Below are 22176 nucleotides of genomic sequence, written 5' to 3' on the forward strand. Positions count from 1 at the left end.
CGAGGACTTATGACAACCCAAACCGAACTCAAACCGACCCTCGGCACCCTGCACCTGTGGGGTATCGCGGTCGGCCTGGTGATTTCCGGTGAATACTTCGGCTGGAGTTATGGCTGGGGTACAGCCGGAACCCTGGGTTTCCTCGTCACCGCCCTGCTGGTGGCGACCATGTACACCTGCTTCATCTTCAGTTTCACCGAACTCACCACCGCCATTCCCCACGCCGGCGGCCCCTTTGCCTACAGCCGCCGGGCTTTCGGCGAAAAAGGCGGGCTGATCGCCGGCATCGCCACCCTGATCGAATTCGTCTTCGCTCCACCGGCGATCGCCATGGCCATCGGAGCCTACCTCAACGTGCAGTATCCCGGCCTCGATCCGAAGATCGCCGCCGTGGGCGCCTATCTCGTCTTCATGACCCTGAACATCCTCGGCGTCAGCATCGCCGCCACCTTCGAACTGGTGGTCACCGTGCTGGCCGTGGCCGAACTGCTGGTGTTCATGGGCGTGGTCGCGCCGGGCTTCAGCTTCAGCAACTTCGTCCTCAATGGCTGGTCGGGGTCGAGCACCTTCAGCCTTGACGCGGTCCCCGGTATCTTCGCGGCGATCCCCTTCGCCATCTGGTTCTTCCTCGCCATCGAAGGCGCGGCCATGGCCGCCGAGGAAGCCAAGGACCCGAAACGGACCATTCCCAAAGCCTATGTCAGCGGCATCCTGACCCTGGTGTTCCTGGCCATCGGCGTGATGGTGATGGCCGGCGGCGTCGGCGACTGGCGCCAGCTGTCGAACATCAACGACCCGCTGCCCCAGGCAATGAAAGCGGTGGTCGGCAACAACTCGACCTGGATGCACATGCTGGTGTGGATCGGCCTGTTCGGCCTGGTGGCGAGCTTCCACGGGATCATCCTCGGCTACTCGCGCCAGTTCTTCGCCCTGGCCCGGGCCGGCTACCTGCCGCAGTCGCTGGCCAAGCTGTCGCGCTTCCAGACGCCCCACCGGGCAATCCTCGCCGGCGGAGTGGTCGGCATCGCGGCGATCTACAGCGACGGGCTGGTCAACCTGCAGGGCCTGAGCCTGACGGCGGCGATGATCACCATGTCGGTATTCGGCGCCATCGTCATGTACATCATCAGTATGCTCAGCCTGTTCAAGCTGCGCCGCAGCGAGCCGAACCTGGAACGGACCTTCCGCGCGCCGGGCTACCCGCTGGTCCCCGGCATCGCCCTTGCATTGGCCCTGGTCTGCCTGGTGGCGATGGCCTGGTTCAACACCCTGATCGGCCTGATTTTCCTGGGTTTCATGGTGGCGGGGTTCATCTACTTCCAGTTGACCGCCAGCCAGCGCTCGCAAGCGCCAACGGACGCTATGCTCACCGGTAACTGAGTTGCACCAGGGCGGGGCATGCCAAGCCCCGCCACGGAACAAAAAACACCACGCCCCGCAGGAGCCTCTGTCGTACGCCAGTTTTGGGCAAGACAGGGTAGAGTCATCGATAACCAGGGTTCAGGAGGACACCGCCCCATGGCCACATTCGCCCACTCCGTCGGCGCCCAGACCTATCGCTTCGACAGCCTCAGGGAGGTCATGGCCAAGGCCAGTCCCGCCCGCTCCGGGGACTTTCTCGCCGGTGTCGCCGCGCAGAACGATGGCGAACGCGTCGCGGCCCAGATGGCTCTGGCCAACATTCCCCTCAAGCATTTCCTCGAGGAAATGCTGATCCCCTATGAGTCCGACGAAGTCACCCGGCTGATCGTCGACACCCATGACAAGCAGGCCTTCGCCGCCGTCAGCCACCTGACCGTCGGCGGCCTGCGCGACTGGCTGCTCAGCGATGCCGCCGACGAACAGAGCCTGCGCGCCCTGGCTCCGGGGCTGACCCCGGAAATGGCCGCCGCGGTCTCGAAGATCATGCGCGTGCAGGACCTGGTGCTGGTGGCCCAGAAGATCCGCGTGGTGACGAAATTCCGCGGCACCCTGGGCCTGCGCGGCCGACTGTCGACCCGCCTGCAGCCCAACCACCCCACCGACGACCCGGCCGGCATCGCCGCCAGCGTGCTCGACGGCCTGCTCTACGGCAACGGCGACGCGATGATCGGCATCAACCCGGCCACCGACAGCCTGAGTTCGATCTGCGACCTGCTGAACATGCTCGACGCGGTGATCAAACGCTACGAAATCCCCACCCAGGCCTGCGTGCTGACCCACGTCACCACCTCCATCGAGGCGATCAACCGTGGTGTGCCGCTGGACCTGGTGTTCCAGTCCATCGCCGGCACCGAGGCGGCCAACGCCAGCTTCGGCATCAGCCTGAAAATCCTCCAGGAAGGCTACGACGCCGGGCTGAGCCTCAATCGCGGCACCCTCGGGCAGAACCTGATGTATTTCGAGACCGGCCAGGGCAGCGCGCTGTCGGCCAACGCCCACTTCGGCGTCGACCAGCAGACCTGCGAGACCCGCGCCTACGCCGTAGCCCGGCACTTCAAGCCGTTTCTGGTCAACACCGTGGTCGGCTTCATCGGCCCGGAATACCTGTACAACGGCAAGCAGATCATCCGCGCCGGCCTCGAGGACCACTTCTGCGGCAAGCTGCTGGGCGTGCCGATGGGCTGCGACATCTGCTACACCAACCATGCCGAAGCCGACCAGGACGACATGGATACTCTGCTGACCCTGCTCGGCGTGGCCGGGATCAACTTCATCATGGGCATTCCCGGCTCCGACGACATCATGCTCAACTACCAGACCACCTCGTTCCACGACGCCCTCTACGCCCGGCAGACCCTGGGCCTCAAGCCGGCGCCGGAGTTCGAGCAGTGGCTGGCGAAGATGGGCATCTTCACCCAGGCCGACGGCAAGGTACGCTTCGGCAGCAACCTGCCCCCGGCCTTCCGCCAGGCCCTGGAGCAGCTAGGATGAACGACATGGGCAACGAGATCGACAGCGACAACCCCTGGCTGCAACTGCGCCGCCTGACCCCGGCGCGGATCGCCCTGGGCCGCACCGGCACCAGCCTGCCGACCCGCGCGCAACTGGACTTTCAGTTCGCCCACGCGCAGGCCCGCGATGCCGTGCACCTGCCCTTCGACCACGCCGGGCTCGCCAGCCAACTGGCCGAGCGCGGGCGGGAAACCCTGCTGCTGCACAGCGCCGCCGATGACCGCCACAGCTACCTGCAACGCCCGGACCTGGGCCGCAGGCTCAACGACGCCTCGGCCCGGCAGTTGCGCGACTATGCCCAGGCCCATCCGGGCGGGGTCGACCTGGCGATCGTCGTCGCCGACGGGCTGTCGGCGCTGGCCGTGCATCGGCATACCGTGCCGTTCCTCACCCGCCTGGAAGAACAGCTGGCAGCCGAAGGCTGGTCGCAGTCGCCGGTGATCCTGGTGGAACAGGGCCGCGTCGCCGTCGCCGACGAGATCGGCGAACTGCTGGGCGCGAAAATGGTAGTGATCCTGATCGGCGAACGCCCGGGCTTGAGCTCTCCGGACAGCCTGGGGCTGTATTTCACCTATAATCCAAAGGTCGGCCTGACTGACGCCCACCGCAACTGCATCTCCAATGTCCGGCTGGAGGGCATGAGTTACGGCCTGGCCGCCCATAAACTGCTGTACCTGATGAAAGAAGCCTGCCGCCGACAGCTGTCGGGGGTCAATCTCAAGGACGAGGCCCAAGTGCAAACACTGGAAAGCGAATCGGATGTCCACTCAAGCGGCAACTTCCTACTGGGCTCCCCCCGGGATTGAAGGTCATCCGGATTGCTCTTTTCCCAGGCTTTGGGCAGCATCGGCGTAGCGGCTGCCCGAGAGAGTGAACCGTTTGCCGTCATATCCACGAAGTTGAGGCCTGATCTATGCGGATTACTCAAGCGACCCTGGAACATCTGGACCTGTTGACGCCCCTGTTCGTCAAATACCGTGAATTCTACGGTTCACTGCCCCTTCCCGATTCATCGCGCAGCTTTCTGGAAAAGCGCCTGCGCCGCAAGGAGTCGGTGATCTACCTGGCGTTGGCGGATGATGACGACAAGAAGCTGCTGGGTTTCTGCCAGCTCTACCCGAGCTTTTCCTCGCTGTCGCTCAAGCGCGTGTGGATTCTCAACGACATTTACGTGGCCGAGGACGCCCGGCGCCAACTGGTGGCCGACAACCTGATGCGCACGGCGAAGAAGATGGCCCGCGAGACCCATGCCGTGCGGTTGCGGGTGTCCACCAGCAGCGACAACAAGGTGGCACAGAAGACCTACGAGTCCATCGGTTTTCGCGAAGACACCGAGTTCAAGAACTACGTGCTGCCGATCAGCGACGACTGACCGGCCGTCCTCTCAAAATCCTGCGGCGCCCTCTTCGCGGATAAACCGGAACGCCGGCGTCCCGNNCCGGCGTCCCGGTTTATCCGCGAAGAGGGCCCCAAGCCCAGCACCGGCTCATTCGCAGGGCCAGCGCAAGACATCCCTCGCTACAAACTCTGCAAGCAGAATCCTCTCCAACTCTTATAATCCCGATTTCAAATCAATGTACGAAAAAACTACATTCGATGTAGTTAACTACGTGTCCATTTTTTGCGCAGGTCTGCCGATTCAGACCGTCAACACAGGTGCCACCCATGGATTTCAACCCGCTGGACCTAATCCTGCATCTCGATGTGTACCTCGACATGCTGGTGAACAATTACGGGCCATGGATCTACGCCATCCTGTTTCTGGTGATCTTCTGCGAAACCGGCCTGGTGGTGATGCCCTTCCTGCCGGGCGACTCGCTGCTGTTCATCGCCGGTGCCGTCGCTGCCGGCGGCGGCATGGACCCGGTGTTGCTGGGCGGGCTGCTGATGCTGGCGGCAATCCTCGGTGACAGCACCAACTACATCATTGGCCGCACGGCGGGCGAAAAGCTTTTCAGCAACCCGAACTCGAAGATCTTCCGCCGCGACTACCTGCACAAGACCCACGACTTCTACGATCGCCATGGCGGCAAGACCGTGACCCTGGCGCGCTTCCTGCCGATCCTGCGGACCTTCGCCCCCTTCGTCGCCGGCGTTGGCAAGATGCCCTATGCGCGGTTCTTCGCCTTCAGCGTGCTGGGCACCGTGCTCTGGGTCGGCGGCCTGGTGACCCTCGGCTACTTCTTCGGCAACGTGCCGTTCATCAAGAAGAACCTGTCGCTGCTGGTGGTCTTCATCATCCTGCTGTCGCTGGTGCCGATGATCATCGGCGTGCTGCGCAGCCGTTTTGGCGGTGCTTCCAAGGCCGAGACCCACTGAAACCGTGTGGTCGCTGAGTGCCTGGCGCCGCCGCCGAACCCTCGCCCGCCATCCCGTTGCCCGTGAAACCTGGCAGCGGGTCCGTGAGCACCTGAGTTTTCTCGACGGTCTGAGCGAGGCCGAGGACCGCTGGCTGCTGGAGCACAGCGTGCTGTTCCTCGCCGACAAGCACCTGAGCGCCCTGCCGGGGGTCGAGCTGGATCAGTACAGTCGGCTGCTGCTGGCGGCCCAGGCACAGTTGCCGCTGCTGCATCTGGGCGATCTGGCGTGGTATTCGGGTTTCCATGAAATCGTGTTGTACCCGGACGATTTCCTGAGCCCGCAACGTCATCGCGATGCCAGCGGGGTCGAACACGAGTGGGATGCCGAACACAGCGGCGAGGCCTGGCACCGTGGCCCGGTCATCCTGGCCTGGCCCGGCGTGCTCGCCAGTGGCGCCTGGGAAGGCTACAACCTGGTGATCCACGAACTGGCGCACAAGCTCGACATGCTCAACGGCGACGCCAACGGCCTGCCGCCGTTGCACAGCGACATGCGGGTCGGCGACTGGGCCCAGGCCATGCAACACGCCTACGACGACCTCAACCGCCAGCTGGACCGCGACCCCGACGCCGAGACCGCCATCGACCCCTATGCCGCCGAGAACCCGGCGGAATTCTTCGCGGTGACCAGCGAATACTTCTTCAGCGCCCCGGATCTGCTGGACGCGGCCTACCCACGGGTCTACGAGCAACTGCGCGCGTTCTACCGCCAGGACCCGCTGGCGCGGCTGCGGCACCTGCAGGCGCACGACCCGCGCTACCAGCCTGCCCCCTGATCCGGGGGCGATGGGGTTCGCCAACAGCCCCAGAAGTCCCGGACAACTCATGCACCGGCCGCGCCCACACGTCCTGCAACACGTGGCATCCACCCCGGAATGTGCCTATAATCGCCGCCACTTTTTGGTCAATCCAACCAGGTTTCTGGTCAACTAACGGGGGCATCGCCCAATGAGCTACAGCAAGATCCCGGCTGGCAAAGACCTGCCGAACGACATCTACGTCGCGATCGAAATCCCGGCCAACCACGCGCCGATCAAATACGAAATCGACAAAGACAGCGACTGCCTGTTCGTTGACCGTTTCATGGCCACCCCGATGTTCTACCCGGCCAACTACGGTTTCATCCCCAACACCCTGGCCGACGACGGTGATCCGCTCGACGTGCTGGTCGTGACCCCTTACCCGGTCGCTCCAGGCTCGGTGATCCGTGCCCGTCCGGTCGGCATCCTGCACATGACCGACGACGGCGGTGGCGATGCCAAGGTGATCGCGGTTCCTCACGACAAGCTGTCCCAGCTGTACGTCGACGTGAAGGAATACACCGACCTGCCAGCCCTGCTGCTGGAGCAGATCAAGCACTTCTTCGAGAACTACAAGGATCTCGAGAAAGGCAAGTGGGTCAAGATCGAAGGCTGGGGCAACGCTGACGCCGCCCGCGCCGAAATCAGCAAGTCGGTTGCCGCCTACAAGGGCTGATTCGCACCGACAGCGCACGCTGATGAAGAACCCCGGTCCGCCGGGGTTTTTTTATGCCCGTTTACCCCGGGACAAACAAGGCGTTTAATGAATAAACAGCGCGAAACGGGCGTCCACACGCAAGAGTAGGAATAGTCAACGAAATCAATCACGTTGTGTGCTTTTGCCGGCTATTTTTGAACATCTCGTTTATTTAAACGGGTGTAGCACGCCAGTAAACTCTGTGTTCATGAATACATCAGGCGATCGCTTAAGAGCGCTCCTGCGGGAGTGCCATCTTTCCGCTTCGGACTTCGCTGCCAACCGGCAGGTGACGCCGCAGCACGTCAATAACTGGTTCAAGCGTGGCATCCCCATGGCCCGCATGGATGAGATAGCGGAGTTGTTGTGCGTCAACAGCCGTTGGCTACGAACGGGCGAGGGTCCGAAGCATCCGGGTGCTTCTGCCGCCGAGGCAGAGGCCGACGCCCTGCGGCCACGGGCCGGCGAACAGGAGCCCTACTCGGCCCGTGACGACCTGGCCGCCAGCGAGCGCAACGACGTACAGGTTCCGCTCTACAAGGAAACGCCTACGGCCCCCGGCTCCAAGCAGACTCAGGTCAGCGCCATCCCCGGGCGCAAGGTACGCCTGCCGTACCGGATCCTGCAGGCCATGGGCGTCGACCCGGACAAGGCCATCTGCGCACCGATGATCGGTAATGCCATGGCCGAGAAGATCGAGGACGGCTCCACCATCGCCATCGACCGCAGCCTGACCCAGGTGGTGGACGGCGAAATCTATGCCCTGGAACACGACGGCATGCTCCGGGTGAAATACGTCTACCGCCTGCCGGCAGGCGCGTTGCGGCTGCGCAGCCACAACAGCGACGAATATCCCGACGAGATCTTCAGCGCCGAAGAGATCGAGCGCCAGGGCATTCGGATCCTCGGTTGGGTGTTCTGGTGGTCGACCTTGAACAAGCGCCGCCCGCCGGTGCCCTGCAAATAGCGTCGAAATGTGGATTTATCTGAAAACGATCGCTCTGCATGGCGGTTTTCGCTGGGCATATGTCGCAAATGTGGGTATCCTGCGCCGCACATTCTGGCAGCGTCCCCCGAAAGCGGGTCAGCCTGCCACCCACCCTGTGCGAGACTACCGCGCAGGGTCTCCCGACCAGACATTGCCTTTGCGCATGTACCTTTTGAAGGCGGGCGAGGCTTACCAAAAATAAGCCAAATCCGTCCCCGAGAAGCCGGCCACAAGCCGGCTTTTTAATGCCCGGCATTTATCCGCCATACTCGACGTGCGAGGCCCGGCTGCGCCGTTGATCGCCTCTCATTCGCTAAACCAGCCAAAAGCCCCGCCGCCCCCTCCAGAACTCGCCCACCCAGCCGAAATAAAGGCTACAGCCGGCAAAGATCGGCCTGCGGGCGCCTGAACCTCGCAATCATGCATGCGCGAGGCCGCCTTCAAGCAGAGGGAGCTGTATCGACCACGGCCATAGAGGCTCTCGTGATAATGACTGGCCTATTCAAGAAGCTTCGAAAACTCGTCACCCCACCCCTGGATAACCCAAGGCTGCTCAAGGCCCAGTACATCGCGCTGGCTCGTCAGTTGCCGCTGATGTATTTCATCCTGATCGTGAACACCTGGGCGCTGGTCATGACCCACCTGGACAATGCGCCAGACTGGCTGGCCTTCTACATCCCGGTGGCCATGACCCTGATCTGCGGCATCCGCGGCGCCAGCTGGTGGCGCATGCGCCATCATCCGCCGGCACCGGAGCTGATCGCCCGCGCGCTGGTACGGACCAACCTGCTGGCACCACCGATTGCCACGGCCTTTACCTTCTGGTCACTGGCCCTGTTCCCCTATGGCGATATCTATGCCCAATCCCACGTCGCCTTCTACATGGCGATCACCGTCATCGGCGTGATCTTCAGCATGATGCACCTGCGCCCGGCCGCGCAAAGCACGGCGCTGATCGTCAACGTGGTGTTCGTGGTGTTCTTCTCCAGCATGGGCAACACCGCCTTCACGGCCACCGCGCTGAACGTGCTGCTGGTGTCCATGACCATGCTGGTGATCCTCAACAACCACTACCGCGCCTTCACCCGGCTGGTCGACGCCCAGGCCAAGGCCGAGCAGTTGAGTGACGAAAACCTCAAGCTGGCGAACGAGGACAGCCTGACCGGGCTGCCCAACCGCCGGCAGTTCTTCAGCACCCTGGACCGCGAGATGGCCAACGCCGAGGCCAATGGTTCACGGCTGGCGGTGGGTATCATCGACCTCGACGGCTTCAAGCCGGTCAACGACCAGTTCGGCCACAGCGTCGGCGACCGCCTGCTGGCCCAGGTCGGCCAGCGCCTGAACGGCCTGCTGGAAGACGGCATGCACCTGGCGCGCCTGGGCGGTGACGAGTTCGCGCTGATCCTGGCCAACGACGCCGATGACCAGGCCCTGGCCGCCTTCGGCCAGCGGGTCTGCGAGGCCCTGGCCACGCCGTTCCTGCTCACCGACCTGCCGGTGCAGATCGGCGGCTCCCTGGGCATGGCGACTTTCCCGGACATGGCGACCAATGCCATCGAGGCGTTCGAGTACGCCGACTACGCGCTCTATCACAGCAAACGCACCAACCGCGGTGCGCTGTCGATGTTCACCGCCTGCCACCACCAGCAACTGCTGCACGAAGGCGTGACGGAGCAGGCCCTGCGCCGGGCGGACATCGAGCAGGAATTCCACCTGGTGTTCCAGCCGGTGATCGACCTGCGCACTCAACGCACCGTGTCCTTCGAGGCCCTGGCGCGCTGGCAGAGCCCCAAGCTGGGCGATGTCTCGCCCTACCGGTTCATCCCGGTGGCCGAGCGGATCGGCCTGATCAACCGCCTGACCCCGCCCCTGCTGCGCAAGGCGCTGGCAACCGCCAACGGCTGGCCGGCCGACATTCGCCTGTCGTTCAACCTCTCGGCCCACGACTGCGCGTCGGACGAAGTGGCGCAGCAGATCGTCGAAGTGATCGTGGCGAGCGGTTTCGATCCCCGGCGACTGGACCTGGAAATCACCGAGACGGCGACCATGCAGGACATCGTCCAGGTGCAGCGCACCATCGACGGCTTCCGCCGGCTGGGTTGCGGCATTTCCCTCGACGACTTCGGCACCGGCTACTCCAGCCTCAGCCAGTTGCACTCGCTGGCCTTCACCAAGATCAAGATCGATCGCAGCTTCGTCACCGGCTTGCATGAAAAGCCGGCCAGCTACAAGATCGTCAAATCGCTGGTGGCGCTGAGCCTGGACATGCAGCTCGATTGCATTGTCGAAGGCGTGGAAACCCAGCCTGAACTGGATGCCCTGGCCAGCCTGGGCTGCTCGCTGGTACAGGGTTACTACTATTCCAGACCGATGTCGCCGGCATCGGTCGAGGCCTGGCTCGACCAGGAAAATACGACGGAACGTGCACAGTGCTGAATCCCGACCGCAGGACCCTGATCGACCGGCTTGCCGCCGCCCCCGACGATGTTGCGGTACGCGCCGCGCTCTATCGCGACCTGCTCGACACCGCCGATGTGGCCCTGGATGGCTTGCGGCTCGCCGCCGGCCTGGGCGATCCGGCCGCCCTGACGGTGATTGCCGGGTTGCACGCCAAACCGCATGCCAACCGGCCCAGGGCCTGGCTGCCGCAGCTGCGCGGGCTGCCGGTCGACCGCCTGGAACTGAGCGATGCCGAACCGGACTGGCTGGATGCCCTGGCCGGACTGCCACTGCGCACGCTGGTGCTCGACGGCCCGAACTTCAGCTGCGACCAGGAGCTCTGGCGCCGCCTGCCCGCCCTGGCCCTGGAGACGCTGGAGATCAGCGGCTTTTCCCGCTCGGACAACGAGACCTGCCTACCGTCAGTCGAGCGGTTGCGCCGGCTGAAACTGCAAACCTACGGTGATGACTTCGACGACGCGTTCCTCCGGCAACTCGGCGACAGTGCGCTGCAGGAACTGTCGCTGAACCGTTGCGATGAGATCACCGACGACGGTCTGCTCGCGCTATCGCGCTTGCCGTTGCGCTCCCTGGAACTGGAGCGCATCGAACACCTCACTTCCCGCGGCATGGCCCATCTGTCCAGACACCCACTCGAACATCTGTCCCTCGGCTGGGGCCGTCTCGCCATACTCGAGGACGCCAGTTGGCTGCGCAGCCTGACGGCCTTGCGCTCGTTGAGCCTCGACTACTGCTATGCGAACGAGGCCACCCTGCAGGCGATTCGCGATCTGCCGATCGAGCGGCTGTCACTGCAGTGCGCTTATATCAGCGATGAGGACCTTGCCGAACTGGAAGGCATGCCGCTCGCCGATCTGGATCTGAAGGCATCCCAGGTGATGATCGAGCGGCTGGACACACTGCACGCCTTCCCGCTCAAGCGGCTGGGGCTCTGCGATGTGCAGGGCATCGATGCGGACACCCTGGGCGACTTGCGTGGCCTGGCGTTGGAGTCGCTGGACCTTTCCCTGAACGAGGTCACCCGCAAGGAGCTGAAACAACTGGCGGGCCTGCCGCTGAAAAGGCTGAAGCTCAACTTCTGCAATGGCGTGGACGGCAAGGCGCTGCGGACGCTGGCCGAACTGGGCCTGCCGCTGGAAGCACTGGAGATCGGCGGTCTGGACCTGCGCGACGCCGACCTCGCCTGCCTGCGCGACCTGCCCCTGAAGCACCTCGACCTGTATGACAGCCCCTGGCTCACGGATGCCGGCGTCGCCCATCTTGCCCGCCTGCCGTTACGCAGCCTGACGCTCACGGCAAGCCCGGGGGAGTCGCGGATCACCTCGGCCGTGATACCTGCGCTGGAGCAATTGCCGCTGCAAGAATTGTCGTTGCAGAACTGCTCCGGGATCGATGCCGACGGTTGGGATCGTCTGGCCAGGCTGCCGGTGCGCGTCATCGGACCTGGCATCTGAAGCTGCGCCAGTCTCCAGCAGGCGCCGCAAGGGAGTGCGGTCAACCACGCAGCAACTGAGGTACAGTTGCCGTCCTTTAGCCATACCCTTGCGCCTGCCGTGAGACCCTCTGCGCGCCAGGTAAAGGAGCTTCAGCGCATGACGCTTCACATCCCGACCCTGCTCATCGTGTCGGTGCTCATTTTCTGCGTGATGGGCCTGTTGACCCTGCACGCCTGGAGCCGTGAAACCCGCGAACGACCGCTCGCCTACCTGGCCGGCACGATGCTGCTGGCGTCGCTGGGCATGGTGCTGGTGAGCCTGCGGGGCATGGGCATCGACTTCGTGCCCCTGGTGCTGGGCAATGTCGTGCTGTTACTGAGCGCCGCGATGAACTGGACGGCGATGCGGATACTGGCCGGACGGGCGCCGTCGCTGCCAGGTATGCTGGCCGGTGCGGGGGCCTGGCTGGCCCTGTGCCTGGTACCCGCCTTCATGGAGTCGCTGAGCATGCGGGTCACCGCCTACTCGCTGCTGACCGCCGTCTACGGATCGGTTACGGTGCTGGAGTTCTGGCGCAGCCAGAAAAGTCTCGAAGTCTCCTACCTGCCAGCCTTTTTCCTGACCCTGCTGCACACGGTGTTCTATTACATCCGGGCCTTCTACGACACCGGCATGGGGCTCGAACAGGCGCTGACCGGTGTCGGCAAGGGCACCTCGTTTTTCTCGTTCCTGCTGTTCGAGGCCATGGTCTACGTGATCGGCATCGCCTACATGACCCTGGCGATGGTCAAGGAACGCGCCGAACTGCGCTTCAAGGCGGCCGCCTACAGCGATGCCCTGACCGGTGTCGGCAACCGCCGGGCGTTCATGGACCGTGGAGCTCGCCGGCTGGAGGCCTGCCAGCGGCGCGGTACGGTAATGGCGCTGCTGCTTTGCGACCTCGACCATTTCAAGCGACTGAACGACACCTTCGGCCATGCCGTGGGAGACCAGGCGCTGATCGCCTTCAGCCGGGTCATGGGCCGCGCGTTGCATGAGAAGGACGTGTTCGGACGCATTGGCGGGGAAGAATTCGCCTGTCTGCTGGAAAGCGACGAGGCGGCGGCCGTCGACGTGGCGGAACGCATCCGTCGCGAGTTTGCCGCGTTGACCTTGCTGGAGCCGGGCCTGCTCAGCGTGAGCATCGGGGTGGTGACGACACGGGAAAACGGCTACGAACTGTCACGGTTGCTGTCACTGGCGGACGAGGCGCTGTATGGCGCCAAGGGCAAGGGGCGTAACCGCGTGGAAGTCGCCATGAGCAGCGCCGCAGACTGATCGGTTCAGTGACCGGATTGAGCGTTTTTGAGCATGATTTGCCGGCGCTGGCAGGACGACTCCCTTTCCTTCGCCTGAAGTTTTCTAGAAATTCCAGTGCGCTTGTGCCTGACCATTCGGGTGACTATCTTCGATTTCGACTTCGGGTGAGCAAGGTGCTCCCCTCTTCAAACACATCCTCCTGAACCCCAAGGCCAACGGCCTGCGTAAGATTTCGAAATCTGATCGTTCAGGAAACCGTTTGACCTGCGCTCCCGGATACCCGCAAATGCAGCACAAGGAACGTCACGAGGAAAAGGCATGAGCAACCAACCTGCTGGTCTGAGCTCACCTCCCGAAGGATATGGCGACTTCAAAGGTTGCATCCATACCGCTCAACAGCGCGCCACGCTGGCGGTCAATCAAGAGCTGGTGCTGCTCTACTGGCAGATCGGCCACGAGATCCTGACTCGGCAGGTCCAGGAGGGTTGGGGGGGCCAAGGTCATAGAGCGCCTGGCGCAGGACCTGCGCACAGCCTTTCCCGACATGAAAGGGTTTTCGCCCCGCAACCTCAAATACATGCGCGCATTTGCCGAAGCGTGGCCGGACACGGAATTTGTGCAACAGGCTGCTGCACAATTGCCCTGGGGCCATAATCTGGTATTGCTGGACAGACTCCCCGGCCCCGAAACCCGGCGCTGGTACATTGCCAAAGCCGTCGAGCACAACTGGTCGCGCAACATTCTGGTGATGCAGATCGAATCCCGCCTGTTGGAGCGTAGCGGCAACGCTGCCAGCAATTTCGAAAACCATCTACCCAAGCCCCACTCCGATCTGGCCCGCGAATCGCTGAAAGATCCTTACCGCTTCGACTTCCTCGGCCTGACCGCCGATGCCCAAGAGCGCGAGATTGAAAGTGCCCTCATCAAACACGTCACCGAATTCCTGCTGGAACTGGGTGCGGGATTCGCCTTCGTCGGCAAACAAGTGTTGCTGGATGTCGGCGGAGACGAGTTCTTCATTGATCTGCTGTTCTATCACCTGAAGCTGCGTTGCTACGTGGTGATCGAGCTCAAGGCTGGCAAATTCAAACCTGGGCATTTGGGTCAATTGAGCTTTTACCTGACAGCAGTAGATGCCCAACTCAAACATCCCCAGGACGCACCAACCATCGGCCTACTGTTATGCAAAAGCAAGAATAAGGTCGTGGCTGAATACGCTCTGCGAGATAGTGCCCTCCCCATCGGAGTGGCCGAGTATCAGCTGGTGGAGTCCTTGCCCGCCGAGCTGCAAACCAGCCTACCCAGTATCGAACAGATCGAGCGTGAGCTGGCAGGGAATGACGCGAGTTAGCTGATAACGGATCAGTCCTGGTCTGCCCTCTCGGGCTCTTTCGCGGATAAATGCTGCGCCCCCGGAGCGCACATCGGACAGGTGTCTGGCGCGGTCTCTGTAGGAGCCGGCAGTGCGGCGATCCGACTTGCCCGCGAATGGGCCCTCAAGACTTGTTCGCCAGCCTGGAAACGCCACGCTCTCAGGGATAGCTGAACTTGCGCACCAGCGTCAGCTCGCCCGGCGCACGCATCGGGACGATGAACGATTCCATCTTCTCGTTCACCGTACCCTCTTCCGTGATCAGCGTGATCTTCGCCGTGGTCAGGGCCTGTACGGCGTTTTCCTGGCCACCGTCCCCGTCCTCATCGCTGCGATAGCCGCCGCCGTAGTAGTTCACGTAGATCAGGTACTGGCCCTTGATCGGCGCCGGCATGGAGAAGATTTCCGGGCCGTAGCCGGTGGTGACGTCGACGTCCAGCGAGCCGCCGTTAGGCGCCGTGCGGTCGCCGTACCAGATGTGCGCGCCGTCTGGCGTGACCACGTGCAGGTCGAGGTCGGTGTGGTCGCTGTCCCAGGACAGCAGGATGCGCAGCTTGGCCTTGGTCGCGCCACCGGCGTTGAGAAACTGCACGCGCTTGCGCTGCTGGCCGTCAGGGCTGCGCACTTCGACGCTGTTGGTGCCATTGGGGAACGCGAACGGCCGGTCGAAGTTGCCCGAGGCATCGAGCTTGAGCGGCATGCTCACGCCATTGACGATCAGGTTGCCCGGCTCGCGGGCATTCTTCGGCGTGCCCTTGATCTGGCCCATGATTCGCGCCGTGTCGGCCTGGCCCAGTGGCGTGTTGACCGACGAGGCCGGGTAGTTGACGGTCTGGCTGTAGTTTTCGCCGTCCGACGAACCCTGGCGCCAGCCACCCCGCAGGGTGTCGAGCTTGATGTCGGCATGGGCCGTGCCCAGCACCGCCAGGGTGGCGAGGAACAGGGCTAGGGTGGGGATACGCAATGTCATGGCCTATTCCAGTAACAGGTGGCGGGCAAGCCCTTCGATGTAGTCTTCGTCCTGGCCGTTCGGGTGGGCCTCGAACGCCAGGTGCAGGTATTCATGGGTCAGGTCGAGGCGGTCCTGCTGGGTCAGCACGCCGCGCACGTAGATGCGCTGGCGCTCGCGATCGACATAGGGCCGGCCGAACGCCACGCGGCAGACGGCGAAGCGGCTCAGTTCGTTATAGCCGACCTCCCGGTTCAGCCGCTGGCGCCAGACGCGACGCTGCTTGAGCAGCCACTCCTGGGCCGCCGGCAAGGGCTCGCAGGACGCCACCGGGTTGTCCCAGCGGCTCAGGCTCGCCCGTGGATAGGCGTGCTGGAGGATCTGGTCGTAGCGCGCGCCGTTGTTGGCCTGCTCCACCGCCTGCTGCCAGGACAGCTTGTCCGGGCCGGGCTGGTCGGAGTGGTAGGTCACCGGGCTGCCGGCCAGCACCAGGTCGCTGGTCCAGGCGGCGATGGCACGTGTTTCGGCCGTGGCCGGTCGCGGCGCCACGCGCTGGCGGCTGCTGCTGTCGTCGATGCTCAGGCAGTCGCCGCTGCGCCCGGCGTTCTGCAACAGGTAACTGCGGATCGCCACGGCCAGGGCCTTGGCCGCCTCGGCCGGTTCGCTCCTGGCCTCGCGCTGCAACACCCGGGCGACGTACTCCTCGCGATCGAGCCGGGCCACCAGTTGTGGCTGGCCGGCGTTCTTCAACAGGAACAGTTCGCCCGTGCTTTCGATGTCCAGCTGGTTGCCGTTGGCGAAGTCGACCCGGTAGCGGCCTTGCAGGCCCCCCTCCGCGGCCGCCTGCCCATCCACACGGCTGACGCCCTTGAGCGGGTAGCGCGAGAACAGCTCGACCTGCACGCAACGCCCGGCGTCTTCCGCCTGCGGTGCCGGCAGGAAACCGCCGAGCACGTCCGAGTAGTGTCGCAACACCATCTGGCTGGTGCCGCGGCCACCGGCCCAGAGCGGCGTGCCGTCCGCCAGCCAGCCGGCGAAACCGCCCTGGCGCGACTGCGGGTCCTGGTCGCCGAGCCAGCTCCAGGTCTTGACCCGCAGCCGCCCACCCAACACCGCCACGGCCTGGCCGTCGGCGGCGTTGAGCACCACGTCGAGCAGCAGCCGACGCGCCGCGTCCTGGGCCGGCAGCGTACGCAGCGCCTCCAGCAGTTGTGCCACGGGGACACGGGTCTGCGGCTGCAGGTGGTCGAGGCTCTGCAGCCAGGCGGGAGCCTGGCGGGCCTGCCAGTAGTCGCGCCACCGGCCGGCATCGAGGTTCAGCCGCTTGGGGTCGAAGTACAACCCACAGGAACGGACCAGCGCCGCATCGCGGGCGATGTTGCCGCCCGGCGTGCAGCAATAGACTTCCTCGTGATCCTGGCCGTGGCAATCGTAGGCCGGCTCCTGCTGGTCGGTGTCGACCAGCCAGGCGTAGACGAACAGCTTCCACAGGCTGCCCAGCGGGGTTTGCAGGTCCGCCGGCAACGGTTCGCGGCTGAGCACCTGCGTGGTGTTCAACTGCACCAGCTCATAACCGCCAGCGGTTTTCCAGGCCAGGCGCAACGGCGCCTCCTCTGCCGTCGCCAGCAGAGGAAGAAAGCACAGCACCAGCCAGGTCAGCGGACGGCTCATGTCATTGAACCGTGACTTGTCCGAGGGCCGCCTTCTGCTCCTGGGCCTGGTGCTCCGGCGCATAGATCTGACTGAAGCGCGCCGGCGGCAGCTTGAACTGGCCCTTCTGCGAGAAGCGCAGCAGATGACGCACGCGCACCTCGCCGTTGAGGCTGTTGACCGGCACCCCGTAGGCCATCTGCCCCGGTTCGAAATGCGCCTTCTCCAGCGGCGTGGCTTCCTCGCCGGCCAGCCCGGCCAGATTGACGCCCCAGGTGGTGCGCTCGACATCCGCCCCCGGTGGCAGCGGCAGTTCGAGCATGCCGTAACGCACCGGCTTGGCCGCCTTGCTGGTGAGGATCACTTCGTCCAGGTACAGGCTGTCGCTGGACAGCGGCTTGTCGCCCACGGCCTTGAGGCTGAAGGTATTGGGCTCATCGTCCGGCACCAGTTCCAGCAGGCGGCGCCTGATCTGCACCGGCAGGTCGGCAGCGGCCTTGCCCTGGCTGAGGTAGCTCAGGCTGGCGCGCAACGGACGCTCCTGGGCACCGCTCAGGGTCAGCACGTTCGGCACGCCCTGGCCTTGCCACTGCCAGTAGGCCTCGCCGGTGCTGCCCTGGCGGACCTGCCAGCCTTCGCCCGGAGTCAGGCTGACCATTTTCGGGGTCTGCTCGACGCTGCGTTGCAGCCAGGTCAGGGCCAGCGCACGCTCCAGGGTGGATTGTTGCGGCAGCAGACGCTGCAGCAGATCCTGGGCCTGCTCGGCATTGAACGGCTTGAGCGACAGGTTCAGGGCGGTGGCGAACGGCTGCGAACTGGCGCCCAGGCGCTGTTCGGCGGCCGGCAGTTGCCGGCTGAACGCGTCCGGCAAGGCGACCTTGCTCTGGCGCGCCAGTGCTGCGGTCAGTACCCGCGCGCTGGCAAGGCCCAGGGCCGAGTCCGGTGCGCCCATCACCACGCTGTCTTCACCATCATCCAGCAGGTTGGCGTCGGCACCCTCGCCGGCTTTCGCCAGTTCGTCCATCAGGCCGCTGAGCAGGGTGTTGACCGGCAGTTGCATGTCCCTGGCAAACGACAGCACCAGCGCCCGTTGCAGCAACGGCGTAGCGGAAGCCTGCTTGGCGTAGACGTCCAGCACCCGCTGCCAATGCTCCGGCGGCAGGCTCACGCCCAGGGCCTTGCTGGCGTACCAGTCGGCGTAATAGGCGTAGCCGGTGAGGAAGGCATCCGGCGTGACGTCCTCGCCCCACCAGGTGAACCAGGCATCGGGACCGGCCATCGAGACCAGGCGCAGGCGGCTGTTCTGCAGGATCAGGCGCAGGCGATCGCGGATCTGCGCGTTACCCGACAGCGCCGGGTAGGCGATGCTCAGCGGCAGCAACTGGCTGGCGGTCTGCTCGACACCACCGTAGGGGTAGCTGAGCAGGTCGTCGAGGCTGGCCCGGAACAGCGCCTGCGGGCTGTCGTCGAGGCGCAGGCGAATGTCGCTGGCATCGGCCGGCAGGCTCAGCGGGGTATCGCCGCTGGCCACGCTGAGGCTCTGGCTCTGGGTCACCTGCCAGCCGTCGGCGACCGCGGTGAGACGTACGGCCAGGGTGTCCTGGGCCTTGCCGTTCTGTTGCAGTTCGGCGGTCCAGTCGCCACTGCCGAGGGCGATCGCCGGCAGCGGGATGTAGTTGATGCCCTTGTTCAGCGACAGCGGCAGGCGTTGTTCCTGGCCGGCGTAGCGGATCAGCAGTTCGGCCTTGGCCGGCTTGTCGTCCTGGCTGAAGGCGAACAGGCCGAGCTTGGGCTGGTCGCCGTTGCGGAAGTGGGTCGGACCGCTCCATTTCAGGTACAGCGGCTTGTCGGAACGGATGAACTGGTTGCGCTGGCCTACCTGCCCGGCATCGGAAATGGCCCGGGCGGTGATGCGCCAGCGGGTCAGGGAGTCCGGCATGCGGAAGGTGAAGCGCACCTTGCCGTTGGCGTCGGTGACCAGTTCCGGCTGCCAGGCGGCGGTGTCGACGTCTTCACGACGCGGCCGCTCCAGCACCTTCACGCCGCGTTCGCTGCGGTTGGCCTTGCCCGGCGCACCGGGGCTGCCCGGCAGGGCCACGTCGTAGCTGATGAACGACAGGCTGGCGCTGGTGCGCACGTTGTTGCGCCGTGGGTGGTAGAAGAACTGGTCGATGCTCGGCGCCACTTCCGGCTGCAGGGCATAGATCATTTCATCCACCACGCTGACGGTCAGGTGCGCCGGGATCGGCTTGCCGGCGAACTGGGTGGTCAGGTCCACCGAGACGGTATCGCCCGGCTGGTAGCTGTCCTTGTCGGTGGCGATGGCCACGTCGATCTGCGGCGTGGCGACCTTGAGGCCGGCGTTCTGGAAGCTGTATTCGCCTCCCTTGGTGTAGAGCACCGAGAAGGTCAGGTTGGGGGCGAAGTTGTCCTTTACCGGAATCCGCGCGCGGTACTGGTTGGCGCTGATCTTCTCCAGGCGCAGCCAGTCGGCCCCCTTGGACAGCAGCGCGGTGGCCTCGACCTTGTCGCGCTCAAGAGACAGCAGCGCGTCGTTGACCGGCTCCGGGAAGGTGATCAGCGCCAGGGCTTCGTCACCGGCGTGGTACTCGGGCTTGTCGAGCAGGATCTCCACGGTGCCGGGCACGGCCTTGACGCCATCGCCGGTCACCGAGTGGCCGGTGGCACCGAGGATGCGTTCGTGCTCGTCCTTGAGCGACAGGTTGTAGGTGCCGGGACGGTCGAACGTGAGGCTGAAACCCTTGTCGCCGGCCGCGAGCTTGCCGCCACCGGTGGACTGGTCTTCCAGGCGTACCCAGCTGTAGCTGCTCGGCTTGCTGGCGCTGGCCGGCTCCACGGCGGACTCGTTGGCGTAGCTGAACGCGACCTTCTCGCCGCTGGCACTGAAGCGCCGCGGGGCCGACAGGCTGTAGCGCGACGCGCCACGCTCGATGAGGATTTCCTTGGTGGTCTTGACCCGATACGCCGCGCCATCGCTGGCGAACACGGTGAGCATGTAGCGGCTGGGCTTCTCCGCCGCCGGCAGGTCGAGCACGGCCTGGCCCTTGTCGTCAGTGGTCAGTTCGGCGCTGCTCAGTTCCACCGGGAATTGCCCGAGGTATTGCAGCTCGTTGTCGACCATCGACAGTTGCTGGGCACGCAGGGTCAGTTGCACACGGGCATCGACCACCGGCTTGCCGTCCGGGTACAGCAGTTGCAGCTTGCCCTTGACCGGCTCGCCGGTACGGAAGTCCTGCTTGGCCAGGTCCAGGGAGATTTCGAAGTGCGGCTTGATGTACTCGGCGACGCGGAAGGCGCTGCTGTAGGTCTGGTCACGGTAGCTGAAACGCAGCTCGTAACCGCCGGCCACGGCGTTGTCGGGCAGTTGGAAACGGCCCTGGGTACCGGCCTTGCCGTCCAGGTTCAGGTCCAGGGTCTGCAGCATGGTGCCGGTGGCGTCGAGCACGCTGACCCGCACCGGCGCACCGGTCGGGTTGACCGAGTCGCGGGCGTTCTTGAATTCGCGACCGACGATCTTCAGCGACACCCAGTCCCCCGGCCGGTACAGCGGCCGGTCAGTGAAGGCGTAGAGCTTGGTGTCGTAGATTTCGCTGTCGTAGTAGAAGTTCTCGGAGACGAACACCCCGCCCTCGTCATCCTCGCCGATCATGAACGAGCGCTCGGGGCTGACGTGCTTGAGGCGCAGCAGGCCCTCGGCATCGGTCTCGCCGCTGCTCATCACGCCCAGGCCATCGGTCCACAGCACCTTGACCTTGGGCACCGAGCTGCCTTCGTGCTTGCGTGCGGCCCACACCAGCAGTTCGTCGCCGGCGATCTTGCTCACCGCCACGGTGTTGGAGACGAACACCACGGTGGTCGCGCGGTATTTGCCGACCAGCGCCTCGACCAGGTACAGGCCCGGCTTGAGCTTGCCCAGCGGGATATAGACGTTACCCGGTGCGACGCTGATGAACTGGCTGGAGGACCCGGCCAGGTCGACGCCCTTGGGTGGCTGGATCGGCTTGGCGTCCCACAGCGGGTAGCGGAACTGGCTGACCAGTGGCAGGCCCGGCAACGGCGCGTATTGCGGCGGGTTGTCATATTGGGTCGGCCGGTTGATGACGTCGCCCATCTTCAGCTCCGGCACCTCCTCGGTCACCTGCTTGCGCGACTCGTAGGAGAACGCCCGCTGCATCACCCGACGGGATTTGCGGTACCAGTTGTCCCACAGGTAGGCCAGGGTATTGGACAGCCCCTCGCCCTTGAACTGGCCATCGCTGACCACCCGGTGCAGGTTTTTCTGGCGCTTGAGAAACTCCAGCGGCTGGTCGATGCGGTACACGCGGATGTCCGCTCCACCGTACGGTTCCATGCGGAAACGCCGGTAGTCGCGGCCCGGTGCTTCCAGGCGGACCAGCGCCTGCTCGTCGCTGGCGAAGCTGCTGTCGGCGAGCAGGAAGAAGCTTTCGCCGGCAATCGGCGTGTAGTTGCTCGGCGGCACCGAGTCATCGGCGGCACCAGCGGTGACCGGCAACAGCACGGCCAGGGCGAAAACCATTCGGGATAACAGACGCATCATGGAAGACCCGTTCATCGAGAGAGGAAGTTCAGCCGGTAGACGCCGATGAAGTTGGGGTTCGTTGCATCGGGTATCCATCGGGTGTCCTTCCATGTCATGAGTTGCTGCACGCTGGCGGAGCGCATGCCGTTGTCGGTGGGGGTGGTGGTGCCGGTGTGATAGGCGATGTTGCGGCCCATCCAGATCATCAGGTGCTGATCGTCGCCCTGGTCGAAGAACAGCAGGTCGCCGGGCCGCGCCTGGTTGAGGTCGCGGCTGACCAGCTGGCTGTTGAACTGGATCAGCTTGATCGCATTGACGTACGGGCCGACCTTGCCGCCGCCCTGCTGCCACTGCTGGGCCAGCTTGCGCTGGCTGTCACTGAGGCTCAGCTCGGGCGGCAGGTAACGGTTGGACAGGCCATTGGCCCGCAGCCACTTGTCATCGTGTTTCTTCAACGCTTCGTTGGCGGCGAAGCGCACCAGGCCGGCGCAGTCCTGCTGGTACCAGCGCGGGCTCGGCCCCTGGGTCAGTTGCTCCTGGGCGATGCGCACGAACCAGGCGCGGAACACCTGGGACTGCTCGACATCCAGGGCCGGCGTTTCGACGGCGAACGCCGACGTGCCGAACACCAGGTTCAGCAGCGCCAGCACGCCCAGGGCCTTGGACAGAC

15 protein-coding genes and 1 pseudogene are annotated in these 22176 nt (G+C 64.5%); 12 read left to right on the plus strand and 4 right to left on the minus strand.

Annotated features, from left to right (window positions below):
- Window positions 1-9 precede the first annotated feature (9 nt).
- From eat to PF66_RS09245, 12 genes and pseudogenes are all read left to right on the plus strand, one after another.
- Window positions 10-1380 carry an ethanolamine permease gene (gene eat / locus PF66_RS09190; RefSeq protein ID WP_054059793.1) on the plus strand — a complete coding sequence of 457 codons (1371 nt, stop codon included), beginning with the start codon at window positions 10-12 and terminating at the stop codon, window positions 1378-1380.
- Window positions 1381-1518: 138 nt separating this feature from the next.
- Window positions 1519-2913: an ethanolamine ammonia-lyase subunit EutB gene (locus PF66_RS09195; protein WP_054059794.1), complete on the plus strand. Its 1395-nt coding sequence runs from the start codon at window positions 1519-1521 to the stop codon at window positions 2911-2913.
- A complete protein-coding gene (gene eutC / locus PF66_RS09200) occupies window positions 2910-3740 on the plus strand; it encodes an ethanolamine ammonia-lyase subunit EutC (protein WP_054062520.1) in 831 nt (276 codons plus the stop codon). The genes PF66_RS09195 and eutC overlap by 4 nt, the downstream gene beginning before the upstream one ends.
- 107 nt (window positions 3741-3847) lie before the next feature.
- Window positions 3848-4306 (plus strand): GNAT family N-acetyltransferase, encoded by a 459-nt coding sequence (locus tag PF66_RS09205; protein ID WP_054058412.1) that lies wholly within the window; start codon window positions 3848-3850, stop codon window positions 4304-4306.
- Between the two features lie 293 nt (window positions 4307-4599).
- Window positions 4600-5253, plus strand: coding sequence for a DedA family protein (locus PF66_RS09210; RefSeq protein WP_054058413.1), 654 nt, complete (start codon window positions 4600-4602; stop codon window positions 5251-5253).
- A 4-nt stretch (window positions 5254-5257) separates the two neighbouring features.
- Window positions 5258-6070, plus strand: coding sequence for a zinc-dependent peptidase (locus PF66_RS09215; RefSeq protein WP_054058414.1), 813 nt, complete (start codon window positions 5258-5260; stop codon window positions 6068-6070).
- Between the two features lie 172 nt (window positions 6071-6242).
- Entirely contained in the window at window positions 6243-6770 is a 528-nt protein-coding gene (gene ppa / locus PF66_RS09220) for an inorganic diphosphatase (protein ID WP_054062521.1), read from the plus strand.
- Between the two features lie 229 nt (window positions 6771-6999).
- A complete protein-coding gene (locus PF66_RS09225; RefSeq protein WP_054058416.1) occupies window positions 7000-7758 on the plus strand; it encodes a LexA family transcriptional regulator in 759 nt (252 codons plus the stop codon).
- 510 nt (window positions 7759-8268) lie between these two features.
- On the plus strand, window positions 8269-10215 hold the full coding sequence (locus PF66_RS09230; RefSeq protein ID WP_054062522.1) for a putative bifunctional diguanylate cyclase/phosphodiesterase: 1947 nt from the start codon (window positions 8269-8271) through the stop codon (window positions 10213-10215).
- Window positions 10209-11693: a hypothetical protein gene (locus PF66_RS09235; RefSeq protein WP_054062523.1), complete on the plus strand. Its 1485-nt coding sequence runs from the start codon at window positions 10209-10211 to the stop codon at window positions 11691-11693. The genes PF66_RS09230 and PF66_RS09235 overlap by 7 nt, the downstream gene beginning before the upstream one ends.
- A 138-nt stretch (window positions 11694-11831) precedes the next feature.
- Window positions 11832-12992 carry a GGDEF domain-containing protein gene (locus PF66_RS09240; protein ID WP_054058419.1) on the plus strand — a complete coding sequence of 387 codons (1161 nt, stop codon included), beginning with the start codon at window positions 11832-11834 and terminating at the stop codon, window positions 12990-12992.
- 300 nt (window positions 12993-13292) lie between these two features.
- Window positions 13293-14325: pseudogene (locus PF66_RS09245) on the plus strand (PDDEXK nuclease domain-containing protein).
- A 181-nt stretch (window positions 14326-14506) separates the two neighbouring features.
- Here the strand turns inward: PF66_RS09245 and PF66_RS09250 are convergent.
- From PF66_RS09250 to PF66_RS09265, 4 genes are read right to left on the minus strand one after another with little or no spacing between them, the layout of a single operon-like run.
- Window positions 14507-15316 carry a YfaP family protein gene (locus PF66_RS09250; protein ID WP_054062524.1) on the minus strand — a complete coding sequence of 270 codons (810 nt, stop codon included), beginning with the start codon at window positions 15314-15316 and terminating at the stop codon, window positions 14507-14509.
- A gap of 3 nt (window positions 15317-15319) precedes the next feature.
- Window positions 15320-16966: a DUF2300 domain-containing protein gene (locus PF66_RS09255; RefSeq protein WP_054062525.1), complete on the minus strand. Its 1647-nt coding sequence runs from the start codon at window positions 16964-16966 to the stop codon at window positions 15320-15322.
- Window position 16967: 1 nt separating this feature from the next.
- Complete coding sequence (locus PF66_RS09260) at window positions 16968-21539, minus strand: alpha-2-macroglobulin family protein (protein WP_081009826.1); 4572 nt, start codon at window positions 21537-21539, stop codon at window positions 16968-16970.
- On the minus strand, window positions 21536-22174 hold the full coding sequence (locus PF66_RS09265; protein WP_425357892.1) for a DUF1175 domain-containing protein: 639 nt from the start codon (window positions 22172-22174) through the stop codon (window positions 21536-21538). Before PF66_RS09265 ends, PF66_RS09260 begins: the two co-directional genes overlap by 4 nt.
- Between the last annotated feature and the right edge of the window lie 2 nt (window positions 22175-22176).

Origin of the sequence: Pseudomonas asplenii (assembly GCF_001293465.1) — a bacterium.
GTDB lineage: Bacteria > Pseudomonadota > Gammaproteobacteria > Pseudomonadales > Pseudomonadaceae > Aquipseudomonas > Aquipseudomonas fuscovaginae_B.

Coding starts and splice junctions, on each gene's coding strand:
- eat (WP_054059793.1), top strand. CDS start 10: ATGACAACCCAAACCGAACTCAAACCGACCCTCGGCACCCTGCACCTG.
- PF66_RS09195 (WP_054059794.1), top strand. CDS start 1,519: ATGGCCACATTCGCCCACTCCGTCGGCGCCCAGACCTATCGCTTCGAC.
- eutC (WP_054062520.1), top strand. CDS start 2,910: ATGAACGACATGGGCAACGAGATCGACAGCGACAACCCCTGGCTGCAA.
- PF66_RS09205 (WP_054058412.1), top strand. CDS start 3,848: ATGCGGATTACTCAAGCGACCCTGGAACATCTGGACCTGTTGACGCCC.
- PF66_RS09210 (WP_054058413.1), top strand. CDS start 4,600: ATGGATTTCAACCCGCTGGACCTAATCCTGCATCTCGATGTGTACCTC.
- ppa (WP_054062521.1), top strand. CDS start 6,243: ATGAGCTACAGCAAGATCCCGGCTGGCAAAGACCTGCCGAACGACATC.
- PF66_RS09225 (WP_054058416.1), top strand. CDS start 7,000: ATGAATACATCAGGCGATCGCTTAAGAGCGCTCCTGCGGGAGTGCCAT.
- PF66_RS09230 (WP_054062522.1), top strand. CDS start 8,269: ATGACTGGCCTATTCAAGAAGCTTCGAAAACTCGTCACCCCACCCCTG.
- PF66_RS09240 (WP_054058419.1), top strand. CDS start 11,832: ATGACGCTTCACATCCCGACCCTGCTCATCGTGTCGGTGCTCATTTTC.
- PF66_RS09250 (WP_054062524.1), bottom strand. CDS start 15,316: ATGACATTGCGTATCCCCACCCTAGCCCTGTTCCTCGCCACCCTGGCG.
- PF66_RS09255 (WP_054062525.1), bottom strand. CDS start 16,966: ATGAGCCGTCCGCTGACCTGGCTGGTGCTGTGCTTTCTTCCTCTGCTG.
- PF66_RS09260 (WP_081009826.1), bottom strand. CDS start 21,539: ATGAACGGGTCTTCCATGATGCGTCTGTTATCCCGAATGGTTTTCGCC.